This window comes from Nocardia brasiliensis (genome assembly GCF_011801125.1).
GTDB classification, from domain to species: Bacteria; Actinomycetota; Actinomycetes; order Mycobacteriales; family Mycobacteriaceae; genus Nocardia; species Nocardia brasiliensis_C.
Genome location: NZ_CP046171.1, coordinates 3,756,540 through 3,780,873, shown reverse-complemented (window position 1 = coordinate 3,780,873; position 24,334 = coordinate 3,756,540). Strand labels below are relative to the sequence as shown.

General features: G+C 70.0%; 22 protein-coding genes and 1 pseudogene. 12 read left to right on the top strand and 11 right to left on the bottom strand.

Annotated features, from left to right (window positions below):
* Nucleotides 1-30: 30 nt before the first annotated feature.
* From panC to F5X71_RS17165, 3 genes are all read right to left on the bottom strand, one after another.
* Nucleotides 31-864, bottom strand: coding sequence for a pantoate--beta-alanine ligase (gene panC / locus F5X71_RS17175; RefSeq protein ID WP_167462893.1), 834 nt, complete (start codon nt 862-864; stop codon nt 31-33).
* A gap of 189 nt (nt 865-1,053) precedes the next feature.
* Nucleotides 1,054-1,743 (bottom strand): response regulator, encoded by a 690-nt coding sequence (locus F5X71_RS17170; protein WP_167462892.1) that lies wholly within the window; start codon nt 1,741-1,743, stop codon nt 1,054-1,056.
* The gene (locus F5X71_RS17165) at nt 1,740-2,975 is read right to left on the bottom strand and encodes a sensor histidine kinase (protein WP_167462891.1); all 1,236 of its coding nucleotides are present in this window, start codon (nt 2,973-2,975) and stop codon (nt 1,740-1,742) included. The genes F5X71_RS17170 and F5X71_RS17165 overlap by 4 nt, the downstream gene beginning before the upstream one ends.
* Nucleotides 2,976-3,140: 165 nt before the next feature.
* On the opposite strand from F5X71_RS17165, the gene F5X71_RS17160 reads away from it, so the two are divergent.
* The gene (locus F5X71_RS17160; RefSeq protein ID WP_203218312.1) at nt 3,141-3,728 is read left to right on the top strand and encodes a hypothetical protein; all 588 of its coding nucleotides are present in this window, start codon (nt 3,141-3,143) and stop codon (nt 3,726-3,728) included.
* Here the strand turns inward: F5X71_RS17160 and F5X71_RS17155 are convergent.
* The 3 genes from F5X71_RS17155 to F5X71_RS17145 all read right to left on the bottom strand — a co-directional run bounded on the left by F5X71_RS17155 (nt 3,719) and on the right by F5X71_RS17145 (nt 7,539).
* Nucleotides 3,719-4,045, bottom strand: coding sequence for a hypothetical protein (locus F5X71_RS17155; RefSeq protein WP_167462889.1), 327 nt, complete (start codon nt 4,043-4,045; stop codon nt 3,719-3,721). The genes F5X71_RS17160 and F5X71_RS17155 overlap by 10 nt on opposite strands.
* Before the next feature lie 61 nt (nt 4,046-4,106).
* Nucleotides 4,107-4,844 (bottom strand): GNAT family N-acetyltransferase, encoded by a 738-nt coding sequence (locus F5X71_RS17150; RefSeq protein WP_167462887.1) that lies wholly within the window; start codon nt 4,842-4,844, stop codon nt 4,107-4,109.
* 94 nt (nt 4,845-4,938) lie between these two features.
* Nucleotides 4,939-7,539, bottom strand: coding sequence for a helix-turn-helix transcriptional regulator (locus F5X71_RS17145; RefSeq protein WP_203218311.1), 2,601 nt, complete (start codon nt 7,537-7,539; stop codon nt 4,939-4,941).
* A 160-nt stretch (nt 7,540-7,699) separates the two neighbouring features.
* Here F5X71_RS17145 and F5X71_RS17140 point away from each other — a divergent pair, with 160 nt between their 5' ends.
* A complete protein-coding gene (locus tag F5X71_RS17140) occupies nt 7,700-8,146 on the top strand; it encodes an ester cyclase (RefSeq protein ID WP_167462884.1) in 447 nt (148 codons plus the stop codon).
* 15 nt (nt 8,147-8,161) lie between these two features.
* On the opposite strand, the gene F5X71_RS17135 is transcribed toward F5X71_RS17140, so the two are convergent.
* From F5X71_RS17135 to F5X71_RS17115, 5 genes are all read right to left on the bottom strand, one after another.
* Entirely contained in the window at nt 8,162-8,674 is a 513-nt protein-coding gene (locus tag F5X71_RS17135) for a hypothetical protein (RefSeq protein WP_167462882.1), read from the bottom strand.
* 262 nt (nt 8,675-8,936) lie between these two features.
* Complete coding sequence (locus F5X71_RS17130; protein WP_194250774.1) at nt 8,937-9,656, bottom strand: DJ-1/PfpI family protein; 720 nt, start codon at nt 9,654-9,656, stop codon at nt 8,937-8,939.
* A 223-nt stretch (nt 9,657-9,879) separates the two neighbouring features.
* Nucleotides 9,880-10,887, bottom strand: a complete 1,008-nt coding sequence (locus F5X71_RS17125; protein ID WP_167462879.1) for a GlxA family transcriptional regulator — start codon at nt 10,885-10,887, stop codon at nt 9,880-9,882.
* A gap of 78 nt (nt 10,888-10,965) precedes the next feature.
* The gene (locus tag F5X71_RS17120; RefSeq protein ID WP_167462877.1) at nt 10,966-11,517 is read right to left on the bottom strand and encodes a putative immunity protein; all 552 of its coding nucleotides are present in this window, start codon (nt 11,515-11,517) and stop codon (nt 10,966-10,968) included.
* A 154-nt stretch (nt 11,518-11,671) separates the two neighbouring features.
* Nucleotides 11,672-12,502 carry a helix-turn-helix domain-containing protein gene (locus tag F5X71_RS17115; protein ID WP_167462875.1) on the bottom strand — a complete coding sequence of 277 codons (831 nt, stop codon included), beginning with the start codon at nt 12,500-12,502 and terminating at the stop codon, nt 11,672-11,674.
* Nucleotides 12,503-12,688: 186 nt separating this feature from the next.
* Here F5X71_RS17115 and F5X71_RS17110 point away from each other — a divergent pair.
* From F5X71_RS17110 to F5X71_RS17065, 10 genes and pseudogenes are all read left to right on the top strand, one after another.
* A pseudogene (locus F5X71_RS17110) lies at nt 12,689-13,099 on the top strand (phytanoyl-CoA dioxygenase family protein); the annotation flags it as partial.
* A 111-nt stretch (nt 13,100-13,210) separates the two neighbouring features.
* The gene (locus tag F5X71_RS17105) at nt 13,211-14,005 is read left to right on the top strand and encodes an alpha/beta hydrolase family protein (protein ID WP_167462873.1); all 795 of its coding nucleotides are present in this window, start codon (nt 13,211-13,213) and stop codon (nt 14,003-14,005) included.
* 141 nt (nt 14,006-14,146) lie between these two features.
* Nucleotides 14,147-15,343 carry a PucR family transcriptional regulator gene (locus F5X71_RS17100; protein ID WP_167462871.1) on the top strand — a complete coding sequence of 399 codons (1,197 nt, stop codon included), beginning with the start codon at nt 14,147-14,149 and terminating at the stop codon, nt 15,341-15,343.
* Between the two features lie 164 nt (nt 15,344-15,507).
* Nucleotides 15,508-16,959, top strand: coding sequence for a dihydrolipoyl dehydrogenase (gene lpdA / locus F5X71_RS17095; RefSeq protein WP_167462870.1), 1,452 nt, complete (start codon nt 15,508-15,510; stop codon nt 16,957-16,959).
* Nucleotides 16,960-16,968: 9 nt separating this feature from the next.
* A complete protein-coding gene (gene pdhA / locus F5X71_RS17090) occupies nt 16,969-18,060 on the top strand; it encodes a pyruvate dehydrogenase (acetyl-transferring) E1 component subunit alpha (RefSeq protein ID WP_174817085.1) in 1,092 nt (363 codons plus the stop codon).
* A gap of 18 nt (nt 18,061-18,078) precedes the next feature.
* Entirely contained in the window at nt 18,079-19,062 is a 984-nt protein-coding gene (locus F5X71_RS17085) for an alpha-ketoacid dehydrogenase subunit beta (protein WP_203218310.1), read from the top strand.
* Nucleotides 19,063-19,064: 2 nt separating this feature from the next.
* Nucleotides 19,065-20,399 (top strand): dihydrolipoamide acetyltransferase family protein, encoded by a 1,335-nt coding sequence (locus tag F5X71_RS17080; RefSeq protein WP_174817084.1) that lies wholly within the window; start codon nt 19,065-19,067, stop codon nt 20,397-20,399.
* Nucleotides 20,400-20,564: 165 nt separating this feature from the next.
* Nucleotides 20,565-21,182: a TetR/AcrR family transcriptional regulator gene (locus F5X71_RS17075; protein ID WP_167462867.1), complete on the top strand. Its 618-nt coding sequence runs from the start codon at nt 20,565-20,567 to the stop codon at nt 21,180-21,182.
* The gene (locus tag F5X71_RS17070) at nt 21,148-21,900 is read left to right on the top strand and encodes an ABC transporter ATP-binding protein (protein ID WP_167462865.1); all 753 of its coding nucleotides are present in this window, start codon (nt 21,148-21,150) and stop codon (nt 21,898-21,900) included. The genes F5X71_RS17075 and F5X71_RS17070 overlap by 35 nt, the downstream gene beginning before the upstream one ends.
* 5 nt (nt 21,901-21,905) lie before the next feature.
* Nucleotides 21,906-24,263: an FtsX-like permease family protein gene (locus tag F5X71_RS17065; protein WP_342803772.1), complete on the top strand. Its 2,358-nt coding sequence runs from the start codon at nt 21,906-21,908 to the stop codon at nt 24,261-24,263.
* Nucleotides 24,264-24,334: the final 71 nt, after the last annotated feature.

The window sequence follows — 24,334 nt, the reverse complement described above, 5'->3', positions numbered from 1 at the left end:
AATCCGTCACTGTGGCACCGACTCTCGGTGCTACACGGCTATGTTGTCGAGCAATCTGGTCCGTCCGACCCACCCCGCGGCCACCAGCCTGGCACCCGGCACCGCGGTACGTACCGGGTCGAGCGTTTCGGGGTGCACCAGTTCCAAGTAGTCGATCCGCGCGAACCCGGCGGCGGTGAGTGCACGCCTGCCCGCGGCGAGCACCTCGTCCACCGGCTCGACGCGCAGCCGCGGCGCCGCCGCCGACAGGATCCGGAACAGCGCCGCGGCGGTGGGTCTTTCGGCCTCGGTGAGGTAGGCATTGCGCGAGGAAAGGGCCAGCCCGTCCGGCTCGCGCACGGTGGGCACGGCCCGGACCTCGAGCGGCAGGCCCAGGTCGCGCACGAGCGCGCGCAACACCACCAGCTGTTGGAAGTCCTTCTCCCCCAGATACACCGCGGTCGGCGCGAGCAGAATCAGGATCTTCGACATCTCGGTGGTGACACCGGCGAAATGGGTCGGCCGGCCGACCCCGCACAGCACCGATGAAAGGCGAGGCAGCGCGACGCTCACGCCGAAACCGGGCGGGAAGAGTTCGTCCGCCGTGGGCAACCAGACGATGTCGGCCGCCGCCTTCTCGCAGAGCGCCAGATCCCGTTCCTCGTCGCGCGGATAGGCGTCGAAGTCCTCGTGCGGCGCGAATTGCAAGGGGTTGACGAAGATCGACGCGACCACCACCTCGTCGCGTTCGCGGGCCGCGTGGACCAGCGCGAGATGACCCTCGTGCAACGCGCCCATGGTGGGCACGTAACCGATGCTCTTCCCGTGTGCGCGCGGCTCGGCCAAAACCTCGTGCAATTCCGCCGTACTCCGGACAACGATCATCGCGTCAATTCCCTCAGCGAAACTAACAGTAGCCACCGCCACCGATGCCGGAAAACTCCGTCAATCGATGCCCAGGGCGAGCTTAACAGGAGTTCCGATCCCCAGTTCTCGAATCCGGCTTACTCCGAACGGCTTTCAGAATTCAGCGGATGAATTACAGCCATTTGTCCGCAGCCGGACGCGCGGCGGTCAGCGATTGCCCGGAATCACGATGCCCGATTCATAAGCGAGCACAACGAGTTGCGCGCGATCGCGGACCGACAGTTTGGTGAGCAGCCTGCCCACATGAGTTTTCACCGTGGCCACGCTGAGATGCAGCGTCGCCGCGATCTCGGCGTTGGAACGGCCCGCCGCGACATGTTCGAACACCTCGCGCTCGCGCTCGGTGAGCGCGTCGCCCCCGTCCGGCAGCGCGGGCAGCGCGGCCGGCCTGCTGGCGAACGCGCTGATCATGCGGCGGGTGATGCTCGGGGTGAGCAACGCGTCCCCGGCCGCGACGACCCGGATCGCCTGCAGCAACTGCTCCGGCGGCGAGTCCTTGAGCAGGAAACCGCTTGCGCCGCTGCGCAATGCCTGGAAGACGTGCTCGTCCTGATCGAAGGTGGTGACGATCAACACCCGCGGACCGTCGGCGCCGCCCGCGGCGATGTGGCGCATCGCCTCCAAGCCGTCCATGATCGGCATCCGGATGTCCATCAGCACCACGTCGGGTCGCAGTTGCCGGGTGAGCCGGACCGCTTCGCCGCCGTTGCCCGCCTCGCCGAGCACGCGCAGATCCGGTGCGGACTCGACCAGCACCCGGAACCCGGCGCGCACGAGGGCTTCGTCGTCTGCGATCAGCACCCGAATCAGGTCTGCACGAGGATGCTCTGCGGTCATTCGTGTTCTCGATCGAGCGGGAAGATCGCGGTGACAGCGAAGCCACCGTCGGGTCGCGGCCCGGCCTCGAGGCGGCCGCCGAACAGCGAAACCCGTTCGCGCATCCCGAGCAGTCCGAGCCCGGATCCACTCGGCTCGGGCTCAGCCGCCCGCCCCGGCACCGGTCCCGCGTCGGTGATCGACACGCGTAACTCGGTCGGCGCGTGGCGGATTTCGACCCATGCTCGGTCCGTGTGCGCGTGTTTGACCACGTTGGTCAGTGCCTCCTGCACGATTCGATAGGCGGTGGTCCGCAGCAGCGGCGGATACTCGACCGGTGCGCCGACGACCTGGTACGCCACCTCCAGTCCGTCGTGCCGCAGGCCGTCGATCAGTCCGGCGATCTCGGCCAACCCGGGATCGCGCGGTTCGGGCTCCGCGCCGGACTCGCGGATCTGGGCCAGCACGCGACGCAGTTCGCCCAGCGCCGAGCGACTGGCCGTCTCGATCGCGCCCAGTGCCGCACGCGCCTCGCCCGGTTGCTCGTCGAGAACCAGGCGCGCCACCCCGGACCGCACCGCGACCATGCTCAGCGTGTGCGAGATCAGATCGTGCACCTCACGCGAGATCCGCAGCCGTTCCTCGGCCCTGATCCGGCGTTCTTCCTCGCGCGCCTGCCGAATCCGCTGCTCCGCCACGATGTTCCGATACTCGCGACGAGTGCGCAGCATGTCGCCGAGCAGCCAGGCGGGCACCGCGACCAGCAGCTGCACGAAATTCTGCTCCTGGTCCGGACGCAATTCCGCGGCGACCCAGCCCAGGATGTAGAGCGCGACCAGCGCGACCCCGGTGACGAGCAGCGACTCCCGTCGCGGTCGCCGGTCGGCCAGCGTGAGCACGGCGACGCCGAAGGCCGGGCCGAGGTTACTCACCCACGGCGTGAACCGCACACCGAGCACCGCGGACAGACAGAGCACGGCCGCGACCGCGGCGACCACCACGACCGGCCAGCGCCTGCGCACGACCAACGGGAGCACCACCGCGCCGCCGCATGCCGCGATCGCCGGTAACGAACCGATGCCGCTGGTCGCGCCGACCAGCACGGGCAGGGTGAAGATCAGGAAGCAGGCGGCGGCGATGCCGATGTCGATCCAGTCGGGTCCGTGGCCGTCCCGGTGCCGGACCGTGGGCAGCCCGCGCGGCCAGGATTCCGGTCCGGCGATCGGGGTCGTCTGCTGAGTGGTGATCGCCATGGCGCCGACACTATCGGGCGGTCCGACCAGGCACATCGCGCCGGGGTCGCGTGCTCGGCTCATCCGGAGGTCGCATACGCGCCGCGGCGTCGCTCTCGCGGCGGTGCCCGGCTCGGGGCTCCGGGCTGACGACAGCGACCAGGTCAGCGCGACAGAGTTGACGGTATGAACAGACAAGCCGATCGCCGGCCGACTGCCACCCGGTTCCTCGGGGCCCGACTCTCGCGCCCGCTGCTCGCCCTCACGACGCTCTCGTTCGCGGCGGGTCTGGTGTCCGGCGGCTCGATCTATCTCGACCGGCCGCCGCAGCCGCGGGCCCACGTCGCGGGGACGGCGGCGTGGCTGCCGCATCTCGCGCTGCTCGTCTTGGCGATCGGTGCGGTCGCCTATCTGGCGCGGCGCGGCGTCCGGGCCGACGTGCTGCTCGCACCCGTCAGTCGGGTTGCCGCCCAGCGCTGTACGCGCACGCTGCGCGCGATCCCGCGACACCCGACCGCGCTGTTGCGCGTGCTGCTCGGCCTCGTACCACTCGCCGTGCTGGTGTACAGCCCGTATCGAATCGGCATGCAGATACTCGCCGGCCTCGACCCGGACTTCACCGCCAACGCCTGGGGTGGGCCGAGCTACCTCGGCGCGATGGCCTGCCACTACCTCGACGCGGCCCTGCTGATCGCGGTGTCGGCCTACCTGCTGCACCGGCTGTTGCTTCCCGCCGGGAACGGCGAGCAGGCCGACCCCACACGTCAGCGGTAGACCCAGATGCCCCCGCCGCCGAGGCCGAGCACCCGGTCCACCGAATGCGGCACGCCGTTGTCGTCGTTCTGGGTGCAGTCGTACGGGAACAGCGAGTAGTGCCCGTCGCCGCCGCTGCACATCAGCGGGCGGGTAGTGCCGTACGGGCTGATCAGGATGCGCGAGGACAGGATCAGGTTGTTCTGCGAAGCGAACTCACCGGACCAGTCGTGCCGGTTGGCCAGCCGGGCGTCGGCGTCCGGATCGGCGGCGGCCAGCGGGGCCGCGACCAGCAGTGCGGTGGCGGCGATACCTAGACATGCGAGTGCTCGTTTCATAGGAGGACTATCGGCGATATCGTCCCGCTATTACGAATACCCGGCCAGCCGCGCGATTCGACTATTCGAAATCGGGCGAATCGTCCACCGTGCCGGGCGCCCGCACGATCGTCAGACGGGACCGCTTCCGCAGGGTGAATCCTAGCGTCTCGTAGAGGCTGATCGCGGTCGTATTGTGCGCGACGGCGTGCAGGAACGGCGTCTCGCCGCGCGCTCTGATCCCGGCGCCGACCGCCCGGATCAGGCGCGAGGCGATGCCGCGGCCGCGGAACTCGGCGTCGGTGCACACGGCGCTGATCTCGGTCCAGCCCGGCGGGTGCATGCGCTCGCCCGCCATGGCGACCACCCTGCCATCCACCCGCAGACCCAGGTAGGTGCCCATCTCGATGGTCCGTGGCGCGAACGGCCCCGGCTCGGTGCGGGCGATCAGCTCCAGCATCAGCGGTACGTCGGCAGCGGTGAGCACCTCGAATCCCGGATCATGGGCGACGCGTAGCGCGGAACCGTCCATCTGAACCGTCTCGACTTCCTCCAGCACCGACCAGCCCGCGGGCGGCACATGTCCCTCGCCGCGCAGCGCGGTCGCACCACCGGGACCGAGCAGCGTGGCCAGATCGGACCAGTCCTGGTCGTCCAGTTCCGGCGGGTGCCCGAAGAACCTCGCGACCTCCGGGTCGTAGCGCCCGATGCGTCCCGCCCAACCCGCGAACCGGCGGTGCGCGCCGAGCAACGACGTGCGCACCGGGTCGTCCAGCGGATGCACCGGGGTAATGACATCGAGGGTCGACTCAGCGGTCACCGCACACTCCTCCACAACAGCGTTCAACCATCGAACGTTAGCGAGGCGCACCACCACCCGACATCATTGCGCTCACCCCGATTCCGACCGCCGATCACAGGCCGCGCAACTGCCGCCGCGACGAGATCCCCAGTTTGCGAAAGATGTTGCGCAGGTGCGCGTCAACGGTGCGGGGGCTCAGGAACAGCTGAGCCGCCACCTCTTTCGAGGTCGCGCCGCCCGCGACCAGTCGCGCGATGTGCGTTTCCTGCACGGTGAGCGTGTCGGCGGCCTGCGCGGACCGGCTGCGCGCGCTCGCGCCGGTGGCGCGCAACTCGCCCGCCGCCCGCGCCGCGAACGCCTCCGCGCCGAGTTCGGTCAACGCCTCGTGGGCGCGTCGCAGTTCGGTTCTGGCATCGCGGCGACGCCCCGCCCTGCGCAGCCATTCCCCGTAGATCAGGTGCGCCCTGGCCCCCGCGATCAGCGGTCCGCCCGCGTCGAGCAGTGCGATCGCCTCCTGATAGGCCGGCTCGTCATCGTCCACCAAAGCCCTTGCATAGGCCGCCATGCCACGTCCCCACGCCCGCTCCCCGGCCGTCGCACGGTCTTGCAGCGCGGCGCACGCGGCGCGCGCGAGATCGGTTCGGTGGCAACGCGTCGCGGCCTCCACCAGTTCCGGCAACGCCAGGCCGGACAGGCCGAGGTCGCCGGCCGCGACAGCTTTTTCGGCGGCACCCAACGCGGCGGCGTAGTCGGCCAGACCGTTGTTGAGCACCGCGGTGGCGTAGTGCACGCTCAGTGTCATCTCCGGTCCGACACCGGCGAACAGTTCCTCGGCGGCCGCGCGCCGCCCGCGCAGCGCGACCAGATGAATGCGCGGATACACCAGCGGCGCGGCCCCGGTCGCCTCCGCGATCGCCTCCTGCTCGGCGAGCAGCGCCGTGACGGTGCCGAAATCACCGTCCAGCGCGGACACCGTCGCGCGCATGGCGAGACCGATCGGCAACAGATGGTATGCACCGAGCTCGCGCCCGGAGGTGACGACGCGGGTGGCGATCGCGCGCATCGCGTCCAGATCCCACAGTTCGAGCGCGAGCAGATATCCGAGCGTCGGCCAGCGCAGCCACGCGCCGTCGGCACCATCGGCCACCAGCGGGTGCAGCAGTTTCGCGGCCGCTCGATGTCCCTCGACGGTCAACGCGACCATGCCGTCCAGGATGATGTCCGCGCCGGTGCCGGGCTGCGGCGCGGGCGGCGCGGTGCGGGCGGCCGCGGTCACCGCGCCGACACCGCCGATCAGCATGCTCATCTCGAACGCGTCCAGATAGCACGCGCGCGCCCGCGCCGGTTCGCGCTCGGCCAGGCGCGCGGCGGCCCGCAGCAGATGCCCGGTCGGCAGTTCGCCACCGCGGAAGCGGGCGAACGAGATACGCCCGCGCAGCAGATCGACGCGCGGGTCCTCGGGCGCCACGGTGGACAGCAGTTCCGCGGCTGCGGCGAAATCCCCGACCGCGAGCTTCGCCTCGACCGCGGCGAGCACCCGTTCGGTCCGCAACCCGGGATCGAGGGTGAGTGCCGCGGCTCGTTCCAGAAACGCGGCAGCCGCGGCCACACCGCCGCGCGCCTGCGCGCGGTCGGCCGAGCGGGTCAGCTCGACCGCGACCTGTTCGTCCGGCCCGGCACAGGCGAGTGCGCGATGCCATGCGACCCGATCCGGGTCCGTCGCCGGGTCGCTCACCTCGGCGAGCGCGCCGTGCGCCCGCCGCCGCTCGGCCGGTGCGGCGGCCTGATAGACCGCCGAGCGCGCGAGCGGATGGACGAACCGGACCCGGGCGCCGAACTCGACGAGCGGCAGTTCCCCCGCCGCCGCCGCGACGCCCAAAAGCGCTGCCGCGGGCCACAACAGGCCCGGGTCACCGAGCGGTTCCGCCGCCGCGACGGTGAGCAGCAACCGCTGCTCGGGCGAGAGTTCGGCCAGCCGAGCACGAAAGCTTCGCTCCGCCGCGAGCGGCGCGGGCAGGTCGAAACCGCCCGCCAGGCCGCCCGCCCCCGCGGTGCGTGGCAGCTCGAGCAGGGCCAGCGGATTACCCCGTGCCTCGGCCAGGATGCGCTCGCGCACGCGCTCGTCCAGCGAGGCGTGGAACTCCCGCGCCAGCAAGGCCCGCGCCTCCGATTCGCTCAGCCGCGCCACCTCCAGCTGGGGCAACTGCGCGAACTCGGCCACCTCCGCGCGCGCGGCGAAGACCAGGGCGACCCGCTCGGCCCCGATCCGGCGCGCGAGGAAGGCCATGGTGCGGGCCGAGGCATGGTCGAGCCATTGCGCGTCGTCGATGAGGCACAGCAGCGGGCGGTCGTGCTCGAGCAGCAGCCCCAGTGCCGCGACCCCGGCCAGGAACGGGTCCGGGGTACCGGTGTCCATACCGAACGCGATCCGCAACGCGCCCCGGTGCGGCGCGGGCAGCGCGTCGAGATGTTGCAGCACCGGGACACACAACTGGTGCAAGGCCGAATACGGCAGCTCGGTCTCGAACTCCGCACCCGCGGCCCGCATGACCACGAACCCGGACGACGCGTCGGCCAGCTGATCGAGCAGCAGGCTCTTGCCGATGCCGGGTTCCCCGCGCAGCACCACCGCGGCGCCACGAGATTCCCGCGCCCGCTGCAGCAGTGCCAGGAGCTGCGCCGTCTCCGCCGATCGACCGACCACATAGTTCACCCGCCGATCTTGGCCTGCCCCACTGCGGCCTGTCATCTCCCGATAGGCAGGAATCACCGACGCGAACGCGGCCGCCACGGCGGCAGACTCGAGTCGAACGGCCGATCCGCAACGGTCCGGCCACCATTCGGACCCGACGACCTCGAGAGCGAGCACGAGCATGGACCAGCGCATCGTCGACACCACACCGGTACCCCAGCAGCTGCTCAACGGCTGGCTCACCCTGTGGAACGGCGTCTACACCTACGCCGACGACCTCGTCGCCACCGATTTCCGGCTGCACGCCGCGCTGCTCGACGGCGGTGACGGCGGCGCGGTCCGTGGACCGGACGCCCTCGTCGATTGGATCGACCGGACCCGTGCGCCGTTCACCGAGCTGGTGTTCAGCGTCCAGGTCGGGCCGATCACCGACCGCGACCACCTCGTGATCCGCTGGGAAGCGGTCGGCACCTACAGCGGCGGATTCCCCGGCGCGACTGCACCGGCGGGCACCGCGATCCGGTTCACGGGGATCGACATCCTGCGGATCGAACACGCGAAAGTCACCGAATACTGGGTGAATTCGGACATGCACATGCTGCTGGCCACGCTCGGCGTCCGGATCTGACGCGGTGGACCGACCCTAGGAGAACTGCGCGGGCGTGATCACGCCCTCGACCCCCGAGGTCTGGGTCGTCGTCGCCCTGGGTGGCAGCACGGGGCGGGCATTATCGCTGTAGCGGCGCTTGACCATGGCCGCGGCTTCCTCGGGTGTCTCCGGGCGCCACGGCCGGGTCGACAGTTTTTCCAGCACGCACATCAGCAGCATCTGGCGGGTGCGGGTGACGGGATGACAGTTCATGCCTGCCTGGCCGAGCCCCTCGCCCGCGGTGCCGCGCTCTTCCGGCGGGACGGTCTCGGTGAGCACCCAGTACAGTTCCGGGCTGAGCAGGACCGATTCGCCATTGCTGTCGTTGAACCAGCGGACCGAATACTCGATCAGGAGATCCGCGATCGGTCCACTCTGCCGCAGCGCCTCCACGAAACGAGGCAGACCGCCACTGCTGTCCGAGTTGCGCTGAATCAAGGTCGCGATGCGGTCCGCGACCTCGCGTAGCTGTGTGATGTCATGGTCGGCCAGTTTCGGCAGAGTCATCAATTCGTCCTTACCCGTCACCCGGCAAGAATTCAGCATCGAAACCGAGATGTCAACGCCGCGGCAATAGCTGACAGATATCACAAAGTTGTTCCGTCACAATGGTGCTCGATTACAACGAGCACGCCCTATAGCTGGGCTTATAGCGCGGAGTGGGCAAAGCTAAAAATGCGGAATTCGCAATCTGCGCGTATCCGGAGTAAATCCGTAGCGCGCATCACCGACTACGGATCGCGTTCGCTCGGCCGCGCGATGAAGTCGGTCAGCGGCGCCTGCTACCGCGGATCTTGGTGAGGGCCTGTTGCCAGCCGAGGGTGCCGATCGCGACCGTGGAGCGCACATTGGTGCTGTCGCGCACCATCTCGGCGGTGGCCTTGCGCATCACCTTCGCCGAGGCCTTCGTCGGGTGACCGGAATCGTAGGGCGGGTGCGGGTCGTATTCGATCAGCAGCTGGACGATCTCGGCCCGCTCGGCACCGTAGATCTCCCCGATCAGCCACAGCGCGGCGTCGATGCCCGCGGAAACCCCTGCGGCGGTGAGGATCTTGCCCGAGCGCACGATCCGCTCCGTTGGGCGCGACCGCACGCCGAGCAGCGCCATCGGCTTCTGCGCGAACCAGTGCGTCGTCGCGGGATGACCCGGCAGGATGCCCGCCGCGGCCAGAATCAGCGCGCCCGAACACACCGAGGTGGTCCACTTGGTGTGCGGATGGACCGCGGCCAGCCACTCGGTCAGGCCCTTGTTCGCCATCGCGGTCGGGGTGTCGGTGCCCGAGCCGGGCACGACAACCACATCGGGAGTGGGTGTTTCGTCGAAGGTGTGGGTCGCGCCGAGGGCGAGCACACCGCTGTCGGTGATGATCGGCCCGACTTCGTTGCTCACCAAACGGATTTCGGTGCCGGGCACCAGACGCAGGAGCTCATACGGTCCGATCGCGTCCAGCGCGGTCATGCCGGGATAGAGGACCACGGCGACCTGCAATCCGTCGCCGTCGTGCGCGGGTATCGCGCCGTCGGCGGTGGCGGGCTCGGGCGCTGCCGCATCGACCGTCGCCGCGCCTGCCGGCGTGCCGTCGGATCCGAGCGGCGCAGAGCTGTTGACCATGATGGTTGTTCCCTTTGTTCGATGATCCTGGCGCCTGGAATCGGCACTAGTGCCTTGTCCCAGGCCGTCGAGAAACGTGCCGAAGTTCTTGGACGGGGCATTACGCGTCGGAGAGTTCCAAGTCCGCAGCGACGGCGGCGGCACGCGGGCGCGCGAAACGCTCCCGGTACTCCCCCGGCGCCACCCCGAGCAGTCGTTGAAAAGTGCGGTACAGGGTTTCGGGGCGGCGTAGGCCGACCGCGACGGCGACCCGGCTCAGCGGATAATCGGTGGTTTCCAGCAGGCGCCGCGCCGCCGCGACGCGCACGCTCTCCACATACCGGCCCGGTGTGGTGCCGAGTTCGGCGGCGAAGACGCGGGAGAAATTGCGAGTGCTCATGCCCGCCTGCTGGGCCAGTGCTTCCAGCGAGAGATCCGCAGCGAGGTTCTCCTCGATCCAGACCTGAAGGGCGCGCAGCGGTTCCAGGCGCGGCGGCCCGGCCGCGACGGGCGCGCTGAACTGGCTCTGCCCGCCGGGCCGGTGCAGATAGACCACCAGCCACCGTGACACCTCGCGGGCGAGATCGGGCCCGTGGTCGGCGCTGATCAGCGCGATCGCGAGGTCGATGCCCGCGGTCACGCCCGCCGAGGTCCAGATCCGGCCGTCCTGCACGTAGATCCGATCGGGTTCGACGTGGATGTCGGGATAGCGCGCGCTGAAGCCGCCGCTGCCCGCCCAGTGCGTCGTCACCGTCCGGTTGCGCAGCAGACCGGCCTCGGCCAGCAGGAACGTGCCGGAACAGACCGAACCGACGCGCCGAGCCCGGCTCGCGGTCTGGCGGATCCCCTCGATCAGATCCGGGTCTTCGCGGGCCGATCCGAACAGCAGACCACCGGTCACGAGCAGCGTGTCCACCGGCCGGGTGGCGTCGCCGATGGCCCGCGCCGTCACCTCGATGCCGTTGAGCGCGCGCACCGAGCCCGCCCGCGCAGCCACCACCTCCACGTCATAGAGCGGCTTCCCGCTGAGCAGGGCCGCGGCGTGGAACACGTCCGCGGGGCCGGCCAGGTCGAGCAGTTGGAAACCGTCGAAGACCACCAGTTGCACGCGGCGGTGGGGCGAAGACATGCACTTATCGTGCAGCCGCCGCTCGTTGGCGTCAACGACACAATCATTGCGAATCCGGCCACGCACGAACGGGCACGCTCACCCCGCTCGCAACGCGTGGTCCAGACTGCGCACCAGCTCACCCGCCCTGCCACGACCGCCTGGTGCGCGCGGATAGCGCGACAGCACACCGATCAGGAAGGGACCGGCCAATTCTCGGGCCGTATCGAGATAGGCGGTGCCCACCGATTCGTCGCCGCCCGCCGCGAGCTCGAGCGCCGCGGCCGTGTACGCGGCCGCGCCCAGGATGTGCCAGACCTGCGTGGCTTTGGCCAGCGGGTGCAGGTAGGCCGACGAACCCGTGGCTCCCGCGGCGTGTGCCGCGGCGGCGGCGATCGGCCGCCCGTGCGCCGCTGCGGCCCAGGCCGCCCGATGCGCCGCCAGCGCGGTCACGCGAATCGCCTTGGTCCGCTTGCCACCGGCGGCGAACGCGCGGGCCTGCTCGACCACGGCGCGCACCCGCGGATCGTCCGGGCACTCGCGCTCGAAGAGCGGCACCGCGGGGTCCGCACAGGCCAGGGCGTACGCGGTGACCTCGCGCAACTCGGCCATGCTCAGCGCGATCGATTCACTCTGTTCCGCGATGCTCATGTGAGTTCACAGTATCGTTGAATTATCGGTTGGTACTTTTCGCGAGAATTCCCTGATCGAGCTCGCCCAAGCTTCAAACCGGATGATAGCCCCGTTCGACCGCCCGACGCGGCTGTGCTGGTCCGCACAGCCCGCGCCCGTCGAAACCCGCCGGTCAACCGGCGTACTGCGGCGCCGCCCAGGCGACCGGGTCGACCTCCAGCCACGGCGCGGCGGCGAGGGCCGTTGGCGTCAGTCCGGCAAAGGTTTTGGCGTCGCGATGCAGATGCGACTGGTCGGCATAGCCGCATTCGGCCGATACCCGAGCGGCGCCGATACCGCTCGCGAGGCGATGCGCCGCATGATCGAACCGCACCAACCGCGCGGCCTTCTTGGGTGTCACACCGAGCTGGGATCGGAATCTCGACCACAGTCGCTTGCGACTCCAGCCGAGTTCGCCTGCCAGCCCCTCGACCCGAATCCGCCCGTGGCTCCGCACGATTCGCCGCCACGCCCAGGCAAGTTCCGGATCGGCCGGACGGCCTTGCCGCTGTCGCAGCGCGATCGCGGTCTCGGCCAGCGCGAACCGCTCGGCCCAGGAACCCGCACGCAGTCGCTCCTCCAGTCGTGCGGCGTCGCGACCCCACAGCTCCTCGAAAGCGACAACCGCCCCGCCGGACTGGGCCGCGGCGCCTGAAATCGCCTGAGCCAGTACCGGAGACAATCGAATCTGCAAGAGGTCGACCTCGCGCCCCGCCCCGCGCACATTGCCGGGGGTGAGGCCGACGACACTGCTGCCGCGCACCGTCGCACCGGCCGCGTCGATCATCCGCATGTCCCCGAAATCGAGAAAGATCGTCACCGCCGGATACGGCACGACGGGCAATTCCACCGGACTCGTTGCGCGCCCGCGAAATCCGGCCATGCTGACACCGGCCACCTGCCGCACCGCGGGCACCGCGACCGCCACCGCGGTCGCACCGATTCGAAACGGCACCTCCGACATGCCCGCCATCGTACGAGCCCCGAGCAGGGCGCGACGGATGCCGTCACGCCGACCCTTGCGCCGTGACGGCGGCGCGGGCACCGCACCCGGCGGCGGTGTTTCACTCGTCCGCGTCGGCGCGCACCAGCCCGAGCGCGGCGGCGGTCGGTCGCAACAACAGGTCGGCGGCGTGTTCCGGGGTGGCGGCGTGCCGCCCTCGGCGCCGCGACGATCTGGGCGATCGACGACTTCACCGCCGACAACGGCGCCACCGACATCATCGCGGGCAGCCACCGATGGGGGCAGCGCGTGCCCGGGGCGTCCGAGCGGGCCCCGGTGGTGATGCGGGCGGGGTCGTGTGTGTTCTTCCTCGGTACCCTCTGGCACGGCGGCGGCGCGAACCGTTCGACACAGCCGCGCCTGGCGGTCACCGCGCGATACTGCGAGCCGTGGTTGCGGCCGCAGGAGGCGTTCACGCTCTCGATCACCCGCGACACCGTGCGCGCGGTGTCGGAGGGCATCCGCCGCATGCTCGGCTACAGCATCCATCCGCCGTTCATCGGGCAGGTGGACGGCATGCACCCCAAGCGACTACTGGAGCCCGGCGCCCCACCCGTGTGCACGCGCGCCCGTAGCCGCGTTGGCCGCGATCACGCGGCAGCGACACACCGATTTCGCTGATAGCACAACGGATTCCGATATCACCGCGACAGCTCTACCGTGGGGCGCATGACCGCATCGATCACCGGGATGGCCGCGGGCGTGCCGTTCACCGCGTTACCGCCCGCCGCGGACACCGCCACCGCGCCGATGATCGTCACCTGGCACATGCTGGACGCGCCGCGCACCGATGCCGCGTTCGCCGCCGCGCTCCCGATGGACGGCCTGCCCGCGTGGCGGGTACACCTCGGCATGCCGATGTGCGGGGCGCGCATGGTCGACGGCAGCACCGACGCCATCGTCGCCCTCGCCAACGAGGACGCGCTGATGTCGTTCCTGTACCCGTTCGTGCGGCAGGCGACCGAGGAGTTCCCGGCCGCCCTCGCCGCGCTGCGCACCCAACTGCCGGTGGACAGCGGCCCGATCGGCGTGCTCGGTGGTTCGCTCGGTGCGTCCGTCGCGTTGCACGTCCTCACCGAGACCGACATCCCGGTCTGCGCGGCCGCCATCGTGAACGGCGCCATCGACATCCGCTCGGTCGTCGATCTGTTCCCCGGTCCATACCCCTATGACGCCGACTCCGAAAAGGCCGCCGACAGCCTGGATTTCATCGCCAAGGCAGGCCTGCTCGCCGGACGCGCACCCCTGCTCGTCGTCAGCGGCGAACTCGACCATCCCGCCCTGCGCGCCGACGCAACCCGCCTCGTCGAGGCCGTCGGCGCCGACGCCGAATTCTGTTCCATCCCCGGCCTCGCCCATCCCCTGGCCGAGGAGCCCGGCCTCGACCCCGCGCCGCAATCACCCGAGGCCCGCGCCGTGGACGCCGCCCTCACCGAGTTCTTCGCCCGCCGCCTCGCCCGGTGACACGCCGCGCACGATCTGATCAGTCGATCACCAGGTAGTGGTGGCGGCATCGCCCGAGTAGCCGCCGCCGCCATTACCTGGTGATCAACCGCCCAACACGTGTCGGCTGCCGGAATCACCGACGGCGTAGCGTGTACGCCTATGGCGGTACCCGAGCACACCGGCCCGACGCCGGGTCTGCGGCAGTTGGCGGCGGTGTGCCGTGCCGAGGTTCCGGTGCTGACGCGGCGGCTGATGTCGGCGATCTTCACCGATATCCCGGAGTGGACCGACTATTCACCGGTCAGCCGGGAGGATCTGCGCAACGGCTGCCGCAGCTACCTGACCAGGGTGCTGGATCTGCTCGCCGGGGACGTCAGCGTGCCCGACCGTGACGACGTCGCCGCCGCCATCGGACGCAACCGGGCGGCGCAGGGCGTGCCGCTCGAGGTGATGCTGCGGACCTTCCGGCTCGGCGGGCAGATCGTCTGGGAGGCACTGCTCGATCGCGCCGACGACCTGGCCCCGGGACAGCTCCGGGAGATCGGCGCGGCCACCTGGTCGGTCATCGACGGTATGTCCTCGGCGCTGGTCACCTCCTATCGCAATACCGAGCACGAGCAGGTGCGCCGCGACGAGCGCCGCAGGCACGGGCTGATCGAGGACCTGCTCGCCGGACGCGCGCACGACGCGACCTTCGCCGCCCGTGCCGCCCGCGAGCTCAACCTGCCTGCGCACGGCGCCTACCTCGTGGTCGCGGTGCGCGGCACCCGTCCCGCCGTGCAACTGGGCACCGAGACGGCGTTGGCGGCCTTGGGCATTCGCTCGGTGTGGCACGACCGGGTGGACACCACGGTCGGCCTCGTCTCACTCGACCGGCACGACAGTTCCGCTGTGCTGCAACAGATCCGCTCGCGCATCCGAGGCGGCGCCGCGGCCTCGCCACCGGTGCCCGGCCTGGCGCAGATCGAGACCGCGCACGCGCTGGCGCTGCTCGCCCTGGAGACATTGCCCACGGACGCAACAGGTTTGGTGCTACTGGAGGAGCGCTACCCCGAGGCCATGCTGCTGCGCTCCCCCGACCTGACCGAGTTGCTCGTCACGCGCGCACTCGGTCCCGTGCTCGCTCTGCCCGACCGGGAGCGGGAGACCCTGCTGGAGACGCTCGCCACCTGGCTTGCCGAGAACTGCTCGGCCGCCAATGCCGCGCCACTGCTGCACTGCCACCGCAACACGGTCATCAACCGGCTGCACCGGATCTCGACACTGCTCGGCCGACCGCTCGAGGGACAACGTTCCTACCTGGAGCTTTCCTTGGCACTGGCCGCGCTAGAGCTGGGCGTGACCGGATCGAGCTGAGCACGGCCGGTCACCGCGCTCGTTGTGCACTCCGCCCATTTTCGGCCGCGAATTTCTGGGCTTCGGGCAAATTGCTTGGGCAATCACGGCCCACAAGACTCGACAGAACGACCCACGCCACAACCCGGCCGGGTCGCTAATCGTCGAGATGAGGAGCACCACGAGTGCTGGAATTCGATCTACTGGTGATCGGCGGCGGACCAGGCGGCTACGTGGCCGCCATCCGGGGCGCGCAGCGCGGGCTCCGGGTCGGTCTGGTGGAGAAGGAGCGCCCGGGCGGCGTGTGCCTGAACTGGGGTTGCATCCCGACCAAGGCGATGTTGCGTTCCGCGGAGGTGTTCCACACCCTCTCCGCCGCAGCGGAATTCGGCGTCTACGCCGACAACGTGCGCTTCGACTTCGCGGCCGTGCGTCAGCGCAAGGACGGCGTCGTCAAGGAACTCACCGACGGCGTCGCGGGCCTGCTGAAGGCCAACGGCGTGACGGTGATCGAGGGCCACGCCCGGTTCGTCGGACCGACCACGGTCGAGGTGCACGAGACCGGCGCGTCGCCCATCTTCGAGGGCGGACCCCGCTACGCCGCCGCCCCCGGCGCGGCGGTGCGCCAGGTCAGCGCGCGCGACGTGATCGTCGCGACCGGCTCGGTCCCCGCACTGCTGCCCATCCCGGGCGCGGACCTGCCCGGCGTCGTCACCTCCGACGGCGCGTTCGGGCTCACCGAGGTGCCGCGGCGGCTGGTCGTCATCGGCGGCAGCGCGGTCGGCGCGGAATGGGCGAGCCTGTTCGCCACGTTCGGCAGCCAGGTCACCGTCGTGGAGATGCAGGATCGGCTGGTTCCGCTGGAGGACAAGGAGATCGGCGACACGCTCGGCCGCTCCTTCCGCAAACGCGGCATCACCGTGCTGACCGGAGCCACCGTCACCGCGATCGCGCAGGACGACGGACTGCGGGTGACGGTCGGTGGTCCGAAGCCGCAGGACATCACCGCCGACGTGGTGCTCGTCGGCGTCGGCCGTCGGCCCAACACCGCCGACCTGGGCCTGGACATCGCCGGCATCGGCACGGACGCACGGGGTTTCATCGAGGTCGACGACCAGCTGCGCACCGGCGTCGAGCACGTCTACGCCATCGGCGACGTGACCGGCCGGGCGCTGCTCGCCCATGTCGCCTCGCATCAAGGCATCACCGCGGCCGATGTGATCGCCGGGCACGACGCGCACATCGACTACACCGTGATCCCGGCCGCGACCTTCACCCATCCCGAGATCGCGAGCGTCGGCTTGACCGAGGCGGCCGCGCGGGCGGTCGGCCACGAGGTGATCACCGCCAAGTTCCCGTTCGCCGCGCTCGGCCGCGCGAAGACCTTCGGCGAGACCGAGGGCATCATGAAGATCGTTGCCGGACAGCGGCATCGGGAAGTGCTCGGCGTGCACATCATCGGCCCGTCGGCCAGTGACCTGATCACCGAGGGCGCACTGGCCATCTCGCTCGAGGCGACGCTCGACGAGTTGGCCGACACCATCCACGCCCACCCCACCCTCGGCGAGATCGGCATGGAGACGGCGTTGGCCGGACTCGGCCTGCCGGTGCACATCGCGCCGCGGAAAAAGCGTTAGGAGCCGGAGATGACCACAGCGAGCGCCGCGCGCAAGACCACCCGGCGAACCACCAAGCAGGCCCCCGTCGCCGCCGAATCACCGTTCGCCGCCGAGGATCCCACGACCTTGCGCGGCCTGTTCCGCGACATGCTGTTCGTGCGGCGCTTCGAGGAGCGCACCGCACAGAGCTACCAGCAGGCCAAGATCGGCGGCTACTGCCACCTCAATCTCGGCGAGGAGGCCACCGTGGTCGGCCTCGGCGCCGCGATGCGCCCCACCGACTACCTGTTCACCAATTACCGCGAGCACGGCTACGCCCTGACCAAGGGCATCGAGCCGGGCCGAGTGATGGCCGAGCTGTACGGCCGCGCGACCGGCACCTCGAAGGGCTGGGGCGGGTCGATGCACATGTATGACACCGCGACCCGGCTGCTCGGCGGTTACGCCATCGTGGGCGGACAGGTGCCGTTGGCCATCGGCGCGGCACTGGCCATCGACTACCGCGGCGGGGACGACGTGGTGGTGTGCCAGATGGGCGAGGGCACCACCAATATCGGCGCGTTCCACGAATCGCTCAATATCGCTGCCCTGTGGCGGCTTCCGGTGGTCTTCCTGGTGATCAACAACCAGACCGGCATGGGCACCACGGTCGAGAACTCCTCGGCCGAACCGGATCTGTGGAAGCGCGCCGCCGCCTACCGCATGCGGGGCGAGCGGGTGGACGGCACCGACGTACTCGCTGTGCGTGATACGGCGAGCGAACTGATCGAGGCCGCCCGCCGCGAAGGCAAGCCCGCGCTGCTGGAGGCGGTCAGCTACCGACTCAAGGGCCACTCGGTGGTGGACCCGGCGAAATACCGCAGCACCGAGGCGGTCGCCACGGCACGCGAGCACGATCCGATCGCGCTGTGGCAGCAGCGATTGCTGAGCGCGGCCGTGCTCACCGAACAAGCGCTGACCGAGATCGAACAGGAAGTGGCCGAAAGTGTGGCCGCCGCGGTGGAATTCGCCGATGCCAGCCCGCATCCGGACCCGTCGAGCCTGTTCGACTACAACTACGCCACGCCGGTCCCGAGCGACTCCCGCCGTCTGCCCGCCGACCCGCTCTTCACCGCCTGAGGACCAATTGTGCCTGTCATGACCTATCGCGAAGCGCTGCGCGAAACCCTGCGCGAGGAGATGCGTCGCGACGACGACGTCTTCCTGATCGGGGAAGAGATCGGCGTCTTCGAGGGCTCCTACAAGATCACCGCCGGACTGCTCGCCGAGTTCGGCGAGAAGCGCGTGCGCGACACTCCGATCGCCGAGGAGGGTTTCGTCGGCGCCGCGATCGGCGCCGCCATGCTGGGCCTGCGCCCGGTGGTGGAGATCATGACGATCAACTTCTCGCTGCTCGCGCTGGACCAGATCGTCAACCACGCCGCCAAGATCTACGGCATGTTCGGCGGGCAGACCAGCGTGCCCATGGTGATCCGCACGCCGGGTGGCGGCGGCCAGCAGCTCGGCGCGACGCACTCGCAGAACATCGAGCTCTACTACGCATTCGTGCCAGGCTTGAAGGTGGTGGCGCCGAGCACGCCCGCCGATGCCCGCGCGCTGCTCAAAGCCGCGATCGAGGACGACGATCCGGTGCTGTTCCTGGAGAACCTCTCGCTCTACAACACCAAGGGCGAAGTGCCGCTGGATCTTCCGGCGGCGCAGATCGGCAAGGCCGCGATCACCAGGGCGGGCACCGACATCACGCTGATCGGCTACTCCAGGATGGCCACCGTAGCCACCCAGGTGGCCGAACGCCTTGCCGCCGAGGGCATTTCCGCCGAGGTGATCGACCTGCGCAGCCTGCGTCCGCTGGACCGGGAGACGCTCGTCGCATCGGTGCGCAAGACCGGCTGCGCCGTCATCGGCGAGGACGACTGGCTCACCTACGGGATCGGCGCCGAGATCGCGGCCTCGATCTCCGACGGCGCCTTCGACTATCTCGATGCCCCGGTGCGGCGCGTCGCGATGGCCGAGGTGCCGCTCCCCTATGCCAAACCGCTGGAGAAGCTGGCGCTGCCGTCAGCCGATTCGCTCTACACCGCCGCGATGGAAACCCTTGCGGCCGTCGGCCGGAGGTCGTGACCATGTCCGAGATCACCATGCCCCGACTCTCCGACACCATGGAGGACGGCGTCGTCTCCGCCTGGCTCAAGCAGGTCGGCGACACCATCACCCGCGGCGAGGTCGTCGCCGAGATCGAGACCGACAAGGCGCTCATGGAGCTCGAGGCCTACGAGGACGGCGTCCTCGAGCAGATCCTCGCCCAGCCGGGCGTGCGCGTGCCGATCGGCGAGCCGATCGCGCTCGTCGGCGACGGCAGCGGAACCACCGCCGCCGCGGCGCGGGCGAACTCGGCGGCGGCCGCGCCGACCGACGCGGGAAGTGCTGCGGCACAAGCGAGCCCCGGTGGTTCCGCGCCCGCCGCGACGCCGTCCGTTCCGGAAACGGTCGACGCGCCGGACGCCGTTGCGGCCGAACCAGATTCCACCATGTCGGGAGAGCGCAAGAAGTCCTCCCCCCTCGCCCGCAAGATCGCGCGTGAGCTGGGCGTCGACCTCGCCTCGGTCATCGGCACCGGTCCCGGCGGCCGCGTCACCCGTCAGGACGTGGCGGCGGCCCACCGCGCCGCTCCCGTAGCCGACACACCCGCAACCGCTCCCGTCGCCGAAGCACCGCCCGCGTCCGTGCCGAGCACCGCTGCGGCACAACCGGTTCCGGTAGCGACGGCGGACTACGACGAAGTCCCGCTCACCACCATCCAGCGGGTGTCCGCGGTCCGGCTCACCGAGAGCAAGCAGCAGGCTCCGCACATCTACCTGACCAGTGCGATCGATGTGACCGACCTGCTCGCCTTCCGCGCCCAACTCAACGCGACGCTGACGACAGCGGGCGAGGCCAAGGTCAGCGTGAACGACCTGCTCGTCAAGGCGGTCGCGACAACGCTGCGCAAGGATCCCTCGGTCAATGTCAGCTTCGCGGGCGATAAATTGCTGCGGCACAAGGCGATCAACCTGGGCGTCGCGGTCGCCACCCCGGCGGGTTTGCTCGTGCCGGTGCTGCGCGACGCCGACCGCAAGAGCGTCTCCGAGCTCGCGAGCGAGACCCGCGACAAGGCGGTGCGGGCGCGCGAGCGCAAACTGCGGGCCGAGGAGATGTCCGGCGGCACGTTCACCATCTCCAACCTCGGCATGTACGGCATCGAGCAGTTCACCGCCGTGATCAACCCGCCGGAATCCGCGATTCTCGCGGTCGGGGCGGCAGCCGAAGAGCTGCGCCTCGCCGATGGCGAGGTGGTGGCCCGCAAGATTCTGCGCGTCACCCTCTCCGCCGACCACCGCGCCATCGACGGCGCGGTGGCCGCGCAGTTCCTCGCGCACCTCGAGGAACTGCTGGAGCAGCCGCTGCGCATCATCGCCTGATTCGACGACAACGCCCGCATCCACGCACCGGCCCTTCGGCCGCGGCAGGATGCGGGCGTTTTCGTGTTCGCGAAATCACCCCCTTGGCAACTGTTGCAGTATGCATCTATTCTGAGTTTGGACGTACGCCCAAGGTGCTCGGCCAGACCGGACGGGAGGCTTGTTGTGGTCACTGCGGCGGAGCAGGGACAGGAGACCCGCGCCAAGCTGATGACGGCAGCGGTCGAGCTCATCGCCGAGCACGGCTGGGGCGCGGTGACCACCCGGATGGTGGCCGAGCGCGCCGCGGTGCGACCCGGGCTGGTGCACTATCACTTCCGTTCACTGACCGACCTGCTCATCGACGCGTCACTGCGGCTGGCACGCACGCAGTACGCCGCCGTCATGTCCGGGGTCCTGGCCATGCCAGGCACCGCCGCGATGACTCAGATGCTCACCGCCATCGGCTCTTACACGGTGGCCGACCCGACCACCGTCGCGATGAGCGAGATGATGCTCGCCGCCACTCGCCTACCCCGGCTGCGACAGGAGCTGGGCACGCTGCTCGCCGAAGCCCGTGCCGAGACCACTGACTGGTTCGCCAGAGAGGGCAGCCCCGACCCGGAGGCCGCCGCGACCCTCGTGCTCGCCCTCATCGACGGCCTGATCCTGCACCGCATCCTCGATCCCACCCATGCCGTGCCACTGACCGGCCCACTGCTGCGCGCGGCGGGACTGCCCGAGAATTCCGACAGCGAAAGACAATCCGATGACGACACGCAGGCACGCGAACGCAACGGATAATAAGACGAACCCACGCGGCGGTGTCCGGCTGCGCGGGGTGGGCAAGACCTACGGCACCGGCGAGGCCGCCGTGCACGCGCTCTCCGCTATCGACCTCGAGATCGCGCCGGGTGAACTCGTCGCCGTCCTGGGTGCGAGCGGATCCGGCAAGACCACGCTGCTGAACCTCATCGGCGGCATCGAGTCCGCCGACTGCGGCTCGATAGTCATTGCCGGACAGGATATCTCCGCCGAGCGACCCGCCGCGCTCGGCGCGTTCCGGCGCGATCACATCGGGTTCGTCTTCCAGTTCTTCAACCTCATCGCCGGTCTGACGGCCAGGGAGAACGTCGAAGTCATCGTCGAGCTGACCGGACGCGGCGACCGCGCGCAGGTCCTGGAGCTGCTCGGCGCGGTCGGCTTGGCCGACCGCGCGGATCATTTCCCGGCGCAGCTCTCCGGCGGCCAGCAGCAGCGGGTGTCCATCGCGCGGGCGCTGGCCACCGACCCGGATCTGCTGCTGGCCGACGAACCAACCGGCGCACTGGATGTCGCCACCGGACGCGGCGTGCTAGAGCTGCTGCAGCACACCAGCCGCGCGGGCCGTGGCGTGATCATGGTGACGCACAACGAGGTCGCCGCCGAGATCGCCGATCGGGTGATCCGAATGCGCGACGGCCGCATCGTCTCGGCCGAGGTGAACCCGCGACCCGCCGACGCCTCGACCATCCGGTGGTGAGGGCCGTGTCGCACGTACCGCACCGGGTGCTGACCAGGAAGATCCTGCGCGACATGCGCAGGCGCACCGCACAGGTGGCCGCGATCACCGCCACCGTGTTCCTCGGCGTGCTGCTGTTCATCGCCAGCTACGACTCGTTCCGTAATCTCGAGACCTCGTACCAGAGCACCTATCACCGCCTGCATTTCGCCGATTTCACCGCCACCGGTGGCAATTGCGCGGGCATGGCGGCCGCCGTCGCGGACGTGCCCGGCGTCGCCCGGGTCGGTACCCGCACGCAGGCCGACGTCCCGTTCTCGATCGGCGAGACCAAACTGCTCGGCCGCATCGTCGGGCTGCCACGGCCGACGGACCCGGGCATCAACGAGATCCAGTTGACCGCGGGCACCGCGCCCGACCCCGCCCGCACCGACCAGGTGGTGGTGGAACAGCACGCCGCCGACACCTTCGGGCTGCGGCCGGGTAGCCGGCTGGGGATCTTCGACGGCGCCACCTGGCAGCGCGTCACCGTGTCCGGCCTCGCCCGCTCCGCCGAATACCTGTGGCCCGCGCGCAATCGGCAAGAGGTACTCGGCGACCCGCACTCCTTCGCCGTCGCCTTCGCCGCCCAGCCCGTCGCGGCGGCACTGGCCGGGCAGCCGGACCCGAACCAGGCACTCGTCGAAATGTCTGGCGCGGCAACCGAGTCCGACCGCGACCTGGTGGCATCCACCCTGCGCGACGCCGGCGCGATCGATCTGGTGCCGCGGTCCGAGCAGGCGTCCAACGCGACGCTGCACGAGGACCTGGACGGCTTCTCCGAACTCGCGGTGGGCTTCCCGGCGCTCTTCCTCGCCGCCGCCGCGGTCGCCGAGTACGTCCTGATCACCCGGCTGGTGCAAACGGAACGGCCGATCATCGGCACCCTGCTGGCCATGGGCGCGCGCCGGCGCACCGTCGTCGGTCATTACGTCAGCTACGGCGTCGGCATCGCCGCGCTGGGCGCATCGCTCGGCGTACTCGGCGGCTTCGTCCTGACGTCCGCGATCACCTCCGCGTACACCTCGGCCATCGGCATCCCAGACACCGTCGTGGAGCACCGAATCGGCACGGCGGTCCTCGGATTCGCGCTCGGCTTTCTCACCGGCCTGGTCGCCGGACTGGCGCCCGCCATCGCCGCGGCTCACATCGCGCCGGCCGAGGCCATGCGCGGCGACGGCGCGCACGCGCGCCCGGCGGGGCCGTTCAGCCGCCTGTCCGCCCGGTGGCATCGGCTGCCGGTGGTCGCGCGCATGGCCTTACGCTCGCTGACGCGCGGGCGACGGCGCACCCTCGCGACCATGATCGGCACCGTGTTGTCGCTGGTCTTGATCCTGGCCTCGGTCGGCATGCTCACCAGTATGCGCAACGTGATCGGCATCCAATTCGACCAGATCGAACGTGCCGACGCCACGGTATATCTCGCCCCCGGCACCGCCGACCCGGCCGCCCGCCTGCGCGCGCTGCCCGGCGTCGCGGCCGCGGAGCCGACGAGCACCACACCGGTCACGGTCAGCGCCGGCGAGCATTCTTACGCGACGACGCTCAACGGACTGGTACCCGACACCACCATGCGCGGACTGCGCACCCCGGAGGGCGACCTACGCTCGCTGCCCGATGACGGAGTCCTGGTCGGCGTGCCGCTGACGCACCGCCTCGGGGTCGGCGCCGGGGACATCCTCACCATCACACCCGCACTGGGCGCGCCACGGCAGGAACGGATCGCCGGTTTCCTCGACGAACCGCTGGGCACCTTCGTCTACGCCGACACCGCCGAGACGGCACGGATCGGCGGTATAGGCCTGCACGGCTTCCTGATTCGTTTCGGGTCCGACGCCGATCCGGATGCGCTACGCGCCGAGATCACCTCGATGCCCGGCGTGCTCGCCTATACCGATACCAGCGCCCTCCAGGACCAGATCGACCAATTCCTGCGCCTGTTCTGGATTTTCGTGATCGTGATGCTCGCACTGGGGGCCGTGCTCGCGTGCACGGTCATCTACGTGACGATGACGGTGAATCTCGCAGAGCGGACCACCGAGCTGGCCACGCTGCGCGCCGCGGGCGTGCCCGTGCGCCGGCTCACCGCGGCGCTGGCGGCGGAGAACCTGGCCGCGACGCTGCTCGCGGTGCCGGTCGGGTTGCTCGCGGGAGTCTGTGCGGCATGGGCATTTCTGCGCTCGTTCAACAGCGACATGTTCACCTTACACCTCTACATCGGTTGGCTCCCGCTGTGCCTTGCCGTCGCCGCGGTTCTCGGCGCCGCGGCGCTCTCCCAACTACCCGCCGCCCGGCTCGTCGATCGGATCGACATCGCGCGGGTGGTCCGGGAGCGCGCTCGCTGACGCGGCGATGGCCGCTTTCGCGCCCTGGCGCATCGGCGTCATATCCACGCGCTCTCATTTCGCCTGCCAGG

What these genes read in the sequence shown, in the direction of transcription:
- panC (WP_167462893.1), bottom strand. Translation starts at nt 864, where the DNA reads ATGATCGTTGTCCGGAGTACGGCGGAATTGCACGAGGTTTTGGCCGAG.
- F5X71_RS17170 (WP_167462892.1), bottom strand. Translation starts at nt 1,743, where the DNA reads ATGACCGCAGAGCATCCTCGTGCAGACCTGATTCGGGTGCTGATCGCA.
- F5X71_RS17165 (WP_167462891.1), bottom strand. Translation starts at nt 2,975, where the DNA reads ATGGCGATCACCACTCAGCAGACGACCCCGATCGCCGGACCGGAATCC.
- F5X71_RS17160 (WP_203218312.1), top strand. Translation starts at nt 3,141, where the DNA reads ATGAACAGACAAGCCGATCGCCGGCCGACTGCCACCCGGTTCCTCGGG.
- F5X71_RS17155 (WP_167462889.1), bottom strand. Translation starts at nt 4,045, where the DNA reads ATGAAACGAGCACTCGCATGTCTAGGTATCGCCGCCACCGCACTGCTG.
- F5X71_RS17140 (WP_167462884.1), top strand. Translation starts at nt 7,700, where the DNA reads ATGGACCAGCGCATCGTCGACACCACACCGGTACCCCAGCAGCTGCTC.
- F5X71_RS17135 (WP_167462882.1), bottom strand. Translation starts at nt 8,674, where the DNA reads ATGACTCTGCCGAAACTGGCCGACCATGACATCACACAGCTACGCGAG.
- F5X71_RS17125 (WP_167462879.1), bottom strand. Translation starts at nt 10,887, where the DNA reads ATGTCTTCGCCCCACCGCCGCGTGCAACTGGTGGTCTTCGACGGTTTC.
- F5X71_RS17120 (WP_167462877.1), bottom strand. Translation starts at nt 11,517, where the DNA reads ATGAGCATCGCGGAACAGAGTGAATCGATCGCGCTGAGCATGGCCGAG.
- F5X71_RS17115 (WP_167462875.1), bottom strand. Translation starts at nt 12,502, where the DNA reads ATGTCGGAGGTGCCGTTTCGAATCGGTGCGACCGCGGTGGCGGTCGCG.
- F5X71_RS17105 (WP_167462873.1), top strand. Translation starts at nt 13,211, where the DNA reads ATGACCGCATCGATCACCGGGATGGCCGCGGGCGTGCCGTTCACCGCG.
- F5X71_RS17100 (WP_167462871.1), top strand. Translation starts at nt 14,147, where the DNA reads ATGGCGGTACCCGAGCACACCGGCCCGACGCCGGGTCTGCGGCAGTTG.
- pdhA (WP_174817085.1), top strand. Translation starts at nt 16,969, where the DNA reads ATGACCACAGCGAGCGCCGCGCGCAAGACCACCCGGCGAACCACCAAG.
- F5X71_RS17085 (WP_203218310.1), top strand. Translation starts at nt 18,079, where the DNA reads ATGACCTATCGCGAAGCGCTGCGCGAAACCCTGCGCGAGGAGATGCGT.
- F5X71_RS17080 (WP_174817084.1), top strand. Translation starts at nt 19,065, where the DNA reads ATGTCCGAGATCACCATGCCCCGACTCTCCGACACCATGGAGGACGGC.
- F5X71_RS17070 (WP_167462865.1), top strand. Translation starts at nt 21,148, where the DNA reads ATGACGACACGCAGGCACGCGAACGCAACGGATAATAAGACGAACCCA.